This window comes from uncultured Nitrospira sp. (assembly GCA_902500695.1).
Lineage (GTDB): Bacteria > Nitrospirota > Nitrospiria > Nitrospirales > UBA8639 > Nitrospira_E.
In genome coordinates this window covers 56,335-64,906 of sequence record CABVRQ010000018.1, presented here as the reverse complement: position 1 = coordinate 64,906, position 8,572 = coordinate 56,335, and the positions used below count along the sequence as shown (strand labels likewise).

Genomic DNA, 8,572 nt, shown 5'->3' with positions numbered 1-8,572 from the left:
CTAATTAAGGAAAGACGACAAATCAACTTCTCACTTTTATATTCATTGCCTAATCAACTCCCTCGACTTCCAGCCACTCTTTCTTTTTAAATTTTTCCGTCCGCCCTGGTCAAAGACAGTTCGCGATTTTTCAGAATTTACACCCTACCAGCGTTCAAACAGGTTCATAGCAATAAAAATAGGGGAAGAGCGCTTTTTGGCCGAAGGTCAGTCAAGCGCTTTTCTTGTGGATGGAAAAATACCCGTTGGGAGGTTATTCTGACGGGGACCTAGAATTTTCAGGCTTTGGGGCCTGGAGCGTCCCTAGATAATACGTGAGAGCCTTTGCATCTTTCTCTGAAATTCCCAAATTCGGCATCCTTGTATGCTTTTTCATGGCTTGAGGATACAGAATCCACCGATAGACCCATGTAGGATTGAGGCGAAACCCCGCTCGATCCAATGCAGGGCCAACCACCCCACCTTCATCGTTGAGACTATGACATCCCTGGCATCCGTATTTATCGTTATATAATTGCTTTCCCAGCTTCGCTTGGGCCACACGGTCTTCTTCAGCTAAGGAAAGATCAGGTCGGGATACTTGTGGCTTTTTGGGGCGCTTTAAAAAATTATCAACGGCGGCTTTTGCCGTTTCATACTTTTCATTGGCTACAAGGAATACTTCCTCTTCTGGAATCGTCACTTCTTTCGGTTCGTAACTCTCAAGTTGCTCATCAGTCAACGTTTCTTCATAGGCTGCTTGCGCGGCCTCTGCTTTTTCGGTTGCCGCTTCAAAGGCTGACTTTGCCGTTTCCATTTCTTGCTCTACCGCCTGAAATACCTCTTCTAATTCTTTCTTTCTGGTTTCCAAATCATAGCTCAGCGACATCCCGTGAAGAGTCCGAACGTATCCCACAATTGACCATATTTCTTCCTCCGATAACGTATACTTAAATGTCGGCATGGTGGGTACTGCAAAGTAGTTCTCATCATCAATGACTTTTGGATCCGTCGTATCTTTCATGTCCCGATAAACGGTATGAAAAATTTCTTCATCACTGAAAGTGGACATCTCGGCAGTGGATGCCAGATTTTTAGGTCTGGGGTCCGACATGCGCTCCCAATTAAAACCTTCTCCCTGTTGTCCAGTTTCCCCATGGCAATGGCTACAATAATGGTTATAGAGCTTTCGACCCTTCGCAGTTCTTTCATCCTCAAAAACCGCGCAGCCAGAAAATAGCGTGAAGGTTATTCCGAGTACGGCCACCCCGATGACTGTCATATCGCGACCGCCTCCCGCTACCCGTTTCATACTGATTGCCCCTTTCTCAGTTTTCTGACTATCACCATTTCAAAGGCCGCAGCGAGGGCTAATCCCAAAATGACCCAACCAAAAATGGAATTATCTGCACTCGGTTCTGCCCGAATATACCACCAAGTGGAGACGGCTTTCTGTCCACCTTTTTCCTTTACCAGACCATCGACAACGGCCCCATCCCAAAAGGCAAATGCTACATTACGCCATTCGCCTTCCTCCACTTGAACATCCTGGCCATCTTCAGTTTTCAATAAACGGGAAAAGACCACCTTCCAGGTGCCATCTTGCCAAACCCCTTTTGCCTGAACATCCTGGTGGGGTTGGGTTTCCAAAGTCTTAAACCCTTTCGCGCTCATATCAACTGCCTTGGCACTTTCATTTTTCCAAAACCAAATGTTTACCGGTCCCCCTTCAACCTGCATCATCTCTTGACCATGGGCGAAATGAGCCGGTTTATCACCCACCATAAATTCAAGCGCTGCCGCATCGGCCGCATCTTGGGTAGGATCGGCATATTCCACGAGAATAGCCAGTTCTTGGCCATTATGAACCCCTTTGACCTTGACCGACTTCACAGTCACCTCCTGGATTCTAGGAGGCCAATGCACCTGAGGCGCCAGGTTAAATTCAGAACTAGGAACCGAATCCCATTGTGAAGAATTGGGGTCTTCGGACGGCAAGCTGCCTTCTAATTGATACATTCGAACCGAGACACTACCTGGCTCTTCTGAAGCAGGAGGCTCACTGGCAAAAGCTGACGAAAATCCCAGGACTCCGAACAGCCCAATAATGGATAGTGTCCTTAGGCTTCCTAGTCCGTTCAACATGTCATATTCTCCACTCATTCATCCATAACATGATTGGCTTGAGTCTACTCTTCTTCTTCTTCCCAAGTCCTTGGGGATTGGTGTGCCCCATCATATTCACCCATAATAATTTTCCAAATAAATTCTTCCGGTAATTCAACTTCCCATCGGGGCATAGCTGATTTCCACGGCATTCCTTCTACCGGTAAACCCACCCCCCCTTTCTTTATTCTCCAGAACAAATACGCCTCTTGTAACTGCGCAATAGTCCCCGGGTCACTAAAATTGGCCGGAGGAGGATTAAAGCCAGGAGCAGCTGGACCCTTTCCATCATAATTTGCTCCATGGCAGGGCGAGCAGTAGGCGGCATAGAGTCCTTTGCCCATCATAATATTTTCAGGTGTTTTTGGATAAGGGTTTGATAAACCAACAAATTCACCAGGTGGGGCAGGATGAATGGTCCTGTTTTCAGCAGGCGGCAGATCGCTAGGGGCTAAGCGACTGTAGGTTTGCCATCCCACCAAAAGCGGAAACATAACCAACACAGCCAACCTGGCCATCTGTCCTGCTCCTGTCTGTCCTTTTCCGGATAGAAATCTAAAAATTGGACCCATCATGGCCTCTAAAGAAGGAGCACTCATGGTCCCATAGATCATAATGCCACTCAGAGCAAGGGCTAAGTACAGATAAATTAAACTGGCTGGAAGGGGTGCCGTCACCAACGGAAGAATAAACTTTAAAAATATAAACACTCCAGCAAGAATAATCGCTCCACTAACGATAGGGCCTTTCATGATGTTCTCCTCATTCTGGCTATTCCCTTTAGCGTCCGGCCAATTTATCCGTCTGAGATTTAAGTGGCGAAATGACCGAAGCCACTTTCAAGGAATTGAGCGGTTCTTGTGCAGAATCCATTATATCTTCAACTTTGATACTTATGGGCTCACCACTCATCTTTTGGAGAAACGCTATGACCGAATATATTTCCTGCTTGCTTAAGCCAATGGGATCCTTGTCGATATGGGGCATCTGTGCCGGATATTCTTTTGGAATACCATCATGCCTGAAGTCCAGATAAATATAGGCTTGAGGCTGGGTTAAACTTTCATAGATAAATTCAGGAGCCAGCTTCGCTCCAATTCCATTCAAATCAGGGCACCGAGCCGACTCACTTGGTCCAATGGAATGGCACAAGGCGCATTGTCCTTTGCTAAAAAATATCTTCTGCCCAATTGAGGCCAAATCATCTGGACTTTTCACGCTGGCAAGATCGAATGTTTCTACCGCGGGAGGTAATGAGGCCATTTGTGGAACACTCAGGGCAATCAAACTAAAGACGCCCAATACCATCGCGACGAAACCAAGCACACGAAGGAACATCCCCTTAATAAACAGCAGGATGAGTATACCCACCCCAATGACACACATGCCTATTATTTGCAATAGCGCGACTTCACTCATATTTGCTCACCCATGCTTTCCAAAGATGTACGGCCATTGAGTTTTTCTCTTATTTCATACCCTAATCAAGTTTTTCCACTGAACTTGGGGCACCACCAGCCATCGCCGGAGTTGTGTGGCCAGGAACATCCACAGTAGAAGCCTTTGGTGTCTGAGCTTTGGCTTTATCCCCCAAGGTTGCCACCCAAAAGATAAAAGCGACGATCAGGCAAAACACAAAGGTATTCAGGGACATAAATGCCGCCGCATAACCCAACGCGGGAGAATAGGCATAATCCGAGGTGTCTCTCATGACCCCATAAATGTGCCAATGAACCCGAGATGATGACCGTGCATATCCCATCAGGGACATAAGTAAGATCACCATAACCGCATTTAAGACTAAACTATACCCTGCTCGAATTGGCATTTTTCCCCACACCATTTCGGTTGTCGTCTTCGCACTTTTCATTAACAAAGCAGTTAATGGAGTGAACGTAACCATGATGAACAGGACAATTAACACCTGCGCAACCGAGAAATAATTAATACGGATAATAGCTGGGACAAAATACCCCCAAACCCCGAGGACCACCACGGCGATACCTGCGATGACCAGCAAGGCGCCCATAATAGCTTTGGCCGCCTTGGCCCACCCAGCGGTTTCTTGTTTTCCCGCTCGCCAATACATAATGAAACTCATAAACGTGACGAGAATCATCAGATTCGCTACCGTCATTTTGGCTGACATTACCCCGAAGACACCAAGTAACGGATGATGGGTGCCACCCATTTTTTGTGCTTCGGCCAAGCTCGCTACCAAGGAATGTGGAGTCATCCACACACCAAGGCATAATAATAAGACGAGAAGCATCGCCATGACCGGTTTTTTATATTGGGCTTCAGACCCTGGTATTCTGTAGGTAATTCCCATCCAAAAATAATAATTTGCTCCAAGGAAAAGCACACCTATCAGCATGGCCTGAAGAATAAACAGCCATGCCAAGAACCCACCCATAAGGGTAATCCCCATTTGTTGGTTGTATTGGTAGACCTCCCGCATGAGCCAATAGCCGGCAAATGGGAGTGGCAACATACCAAACACCCCAATAAAATTCCCGACATACCCCATCCAATCGTAATGTTCGCGCTCTTCACGCGAAACCGCTAGTAAATAGCGAACACCTGCATAGGCACCGACTATAAATCCACCCAATACGACGTTTGCGATCAATCGATGGATGTTGACAGGCCACCAGGTAGGGTTTTGCATAGCCATCCACGCCCTTGCCCAAGCATCACCCTCTCCCACCACCACCGGACTGGCCTGAAAGGTTGCCCATGAGTTGGGGACGATCATGATTCCGAGGGCGAAAAGATTCAGAAGAAAGCCTAAAAAAAGATGGAAAGCCTTTTTATTTCCCTGCATATAATCCCACCCATACCAATACATATAGAGGGTGGCCGTTTCTAATAAGAAGAGCAGGCAATACACTAGGAAAGAAGGGAAAAACATGTCGGTCAGGTAAGCCATCAACTTTGGATAGAGTCCGATCAGAAGGAACAAAAGTATTCCACCAAAAAGTGCTGTCGTGGCATAGGCTGACGTCAAAAGTTTTGTAAATTCTTTGGCGAGCTTGTCATACCTGGTTTCTTTTGTTTTCCATCCAACCAATTCACAAATCCATGCAAAAATCGGGACGCCTAGAACGAAGCCAGCCAGCAACAAATGCTGTTGAGCGACAATCCAAACCAGGTTACGACTACCGATTCCAGGTACATCACGATATTCCACCGACATGGCCTGAATTTCAGCCCCTCCAGCCGCTATAGCCAAAGCCGGTAGAAAGAGAAGGGCCAAAAAACTTGCTAACTTAAGCAATCCAGGCATTCTATTCATTCCTTGCGCAACGGTTGTATATCCCAATTGGCCGGCCGATTTCATTCTGGCCCCCCTTCGATCGTTTATTATTTTGTCCAAGGCTACATTCCCGAATTCACAAAACTTAGTCTAGGGTTTTTCTTCAGCCTTGATCGGAACTTGTGTCCCTATTTTATTTTTCTGTTTGGTTTCAGGTGAAAGGTCCATAGATTTTACAGACGATTCTGAATCCGGCGGTTTCTCATCCTGAAGCTTTATTACTACAAGCTCGGCATTTGCCAAAACTTGCTCTGCTTCCATTAATATCTTTTTTGGTTCAACTATCACCTTTTCTTTTTTTTCAAAAGTATAGACATATTCTTCATGTGGATGGGGTGTCGTTGAAGGCAAGAGAACCCAGAAAAGAAACACCAGCACGACTCCTACCCCGGTAAATGCTGTTAGGAGCAGGGGCTGATCCGTTGGTATACGTAAACTATCCCAAAAATTAGCCTGGTCCCCTGCTGAACCGATTACCGGTTTCGCATTTTTCACAAAAGGCTGAGCAAGCCACCCTAGTCCATACAGCCACCCCAAAAGACAAAGAATGAGGGCGACGGTTGCCACACTTCCCCACATGACCAATTCAAGACTTATCTGCTCGGCTACCGGAATGACAAAGATATTCTCTTTAATAGATTCAATAATACTGGAAACCACCGACTGAGCAGTTGCCGTCACCGTGGACACCACGAACATTATGATCGGTATTGCCAAAGCACTAAACACTGCCCATCGAACCCAAAGATGAAGGCCAATGCCTGGCTTCGGATCAACCTTCAACCGGTCAATAAAAACGGTTCTCGCACAAAGGCCAAGCGCCCAAATATCCACCGGTATGGAAACAAGTAACAATAGAAATAGCCCAGCCCCCTCCCAAGGGTGCATGTGTGCCGCGAGCAACAACAAGGCCACAACCATCTTTATTGGAAATCCGGTCCAGAATGTAGGCCAAAAAACAAGAAGTCCTAACTTCGTATTTGACATATGTTTCCAGAGATTAGTCTAAAAAGTGCCGGTTTATAATGGCTGACACAGTAAACACCAAAATAAAGACCATGATTACCGTCCACCCAATCAGAGCGATGGGGCGCTTAAAAATATTTCGCTCTGAATTTGTATCCAAAAAAGGCAGCGCTGCTAAAAACGCCATAAAGGCACCTGGTATGGCCATCGCCCCAAGGAATTGGCCAAACTCGCCACCAAAAATTTTCAATCGAAGCAACTGAAACAAGAACAAGAAATACCACTCCGGCTCAGGATGGTAATCGCCAGGATCAGGAGTTGCCTTCTCCAGCAATACCACCGGCTCAATGAAGGCCAGTGAACAAATGATTAAAAATACAGTGGCCATAGCCACAATATCTTTCCAGATCTGACGAGGAAAGAAGTAATCCGTTTTTGCTTTAATCTCTTCAGGAGTTCCCCTGAAAGGACCTGCGGGGCCAGCCTTTCTAAAAAGAAAAATATGAAGGCCGGCCAACCCTGCTAACGCTGCAGGCAAGACCATGACATGGATAACAAAAAACCGGCTCAGCGTCATTTGGCCTGGGGTTGGACCTCCCTTAAGGAATCGAGCCAAAAAATCCCCAATAACTGGAGTTTTATCCATGATTTCTACACCCACCACCGTTGCCCAGTAGGCGCGTTGATCCCACGGAAGAAGATAGCCAGTAAAACCAAAACCCATCACAATGCCAAATAATGCAAGACCCACTAACCAGACCAGTTCTCGCGGCTTTTTATAGGCTCCCCATAAAAATACTTGAGACATATGCGCAAAAACCATAACCACCATGGCAGAGGATCCCCAAAAATGGTAGCTCAACAGAAACCATCCGTAATCCACCTCGTGAATGATGTATTGAGTACTCGCATAAGCATGATCTGTACTGGGGACATAATAAAACATCAACAAGATCCCAGTAACGACTTGAAGAATAAAGATAAATAACAACACCGAGCCAAAAGCGTAAGCCCAGCGAGACCCACCTGGGATTGGCTCATTCAGCATTTTGGCCTGAATTGTTTTCAGACCTACCCGCTCATCAACAAATTCCACAACCTTTTCAAAAGCATTTTGTGGACTTGCGACTTGACTCTCTTCCTTCATGCGCCTTTCACCATTCCATCCTAGGCTTTTATAGAAGCCGAATTTGGTTATTAACCCCGGCTTTATACTCCACATCAATTATTTTTACTTCTCCACCGGCATCAACTTGCAGAGGAAGGACGTCGAGCGGTCTTGGTGCCGGCCCATCGATAACTTTTCCAGCCTCATCATAAATACTCAGATGACAAGGGCACAAAAACACCCCATCCGGAAAATTTTTCGTCTTTCTCCATTTATACCCACAACCAAGATGAGGGCATTTCCCAGAGTAGCCGATATAGGGAGAGTTTGATTTGTTCACCCAAATAACATCCCCTTTATCATCGAAAAACTTCCTATCATTTCCCTCATATACGGCTTTTTGTACCGCCGGAGTCGCCTTGACTACCCAAATATTTTTTTCAATCTCTTGTTCCGGCATAAAGGCTTCTTTAAACCCGCGGGTAAATTTAAATTGGAATCCAATATTCTCTTTATTCACCTTTTTGACATTGCCAACCGAAAACCAGGCATTATCGTAGGGTTTAAACATGGGCTTCATAAGATACTTCAAAACAGGAAACACTAAAGGCAACGCAATTAACGTCCCAATTGCATGCGTCATATTGGTAAAGAACGTTCGTCGTGGAACACCCTGCTCTAACCGCGGAAGAGGAACCAGGATTTCTCCAGGCTCAACATGCAAATGATCTTCTAAGTGCGCAATTTCAACTTCCTTAATTGTGACGTACTGATCCCGCTCAAGGATTGGAAATCGACCAAATTCCTCCTGTGAACACCGAAGGACAATTTCCTCCTCATTCACTACCTCCTGAACCTGGCAGATAGGAACCTGGCGTTCGACTCCCTGACCATTTAATTCCCGTACAATTATATGGCTAATTTCGTGGGAAAGAGGGTCAACGATAACTTTAGAAATCTTCCCGACTTCTTTGTCCGCACACAATGCTTTTGCTGTCAATTTTGGTTGCATAGCCAGAGGAAAACCTTAGATT

8 protein-coding genes are annotated in these 8,572 nt (G+C 46.0%); all 8 read right to left on the bottom strand.

The annotated features are described in order from the left end of the window. Positions 1–253: 253 nt before the first annotated feature. The 8 genes from AAH187_RS06925 to AAH187_RS06890 all read right to left on the bottom strand — a co-directional run bounded on the left by AAH187_RS06925 (position 254) and on the right by AAH187_RS06890 (position 8,550). Positions 254–1,291, bottom strand: a complete 1,038-nt coding sequence (locus AAH187_RS06925) for a c-type cytochrome (protein WP_342347713.1) — start codon at positions 1,289–1,291, stop codon at positions 254–256. Further along, entirely contained in the window at positions 1,288–2,124 is an 837-nt protein-coding gene (locus AAH187_RS06920; RefSeq protein WP_342347712.1) for an ethylbenzene dehydrogenase-related protein, read from the bottom strand. Before AAH187_RS06920 ends, AAH187_RS06925 begins: the two co-directional genes overlap by 4 nt. 44 nt (positions 2,125–2,168) lie before the next feature. After that, positions 2,169–2,897 (bottom strand): cytochrome c, encoded by a 729-nt coding sequence (locus AAH187_RS06915; RefSeq protein WP_342347711.1) that lies wholly within the window; start codon positions 2,895–2,897, stop codon positions 2,169–2,171. A gap of 28 nt (positions 2,898–2,925) precedes the next feature. After that, the gene (locus AAH187_RS06910; RefSeq protein ID WP_342347710.1) at positions 2,926–3,564 is read right to left on the bottom strand and encodes a cytochrome c; all 639 of its coding nucleotides are present in this window, start codon (positions 3,562–3,564) and stop codon (positions 2,926–2,928) included. Between the two features lie 61 nt (positions 3,565–3,625). Further along, entirely contained in the window at positions 3,626–5,488 is a 1,863-nt protein-coding gene (locus tag AAH187_RS06905; RefSeq protein WP_342347709.1) for a cytochrome ubiquinol oxidase subunit I, read from the bottom strand. A gap of 66 nt (positions 5,489–5,554) precedes the next feature. Continuing rightward, positions 5,555–6,319: a hypothetical protein gene (locus AAH187_RS06900; RefSeq protein WP_342347708.1), complete on the bottom strand. Its 765-nt coding sequence runs from the start codon at positions 6,317–6,319 to the stop codon at positions 5,555–5,557. Between the two features lie 145 nt (positions 6,320–6,464). After that, on the bottom strand, positions 6,465–7,577 hold the full coding sequence (locus AAH187_RS06895; RefSeq protein WP_342347707.1) for a cytochrome bc complex cytochrome b subunit: 1,113 nt from the start codon (positions 7,575–7,577) through the stop codon (positions 6,465–6,467). Between the two features lie 28 nt (positions 7,578–7,605). Then, positions 7,606–8,550 (bottom strand): ubiquinol-cytochrome c reductase iron-sulfur subunit, encoded by a 945-nt coding sequence (locus tag AAH187_RS06890; RefSeq protein WP_342347706.1) that lies wholly within the window; start codon positions 8,548–8,550, stop codon positions 7,606–7,608. Positions 8,551–8,572 lie beyond the last annotated feature (22 nt).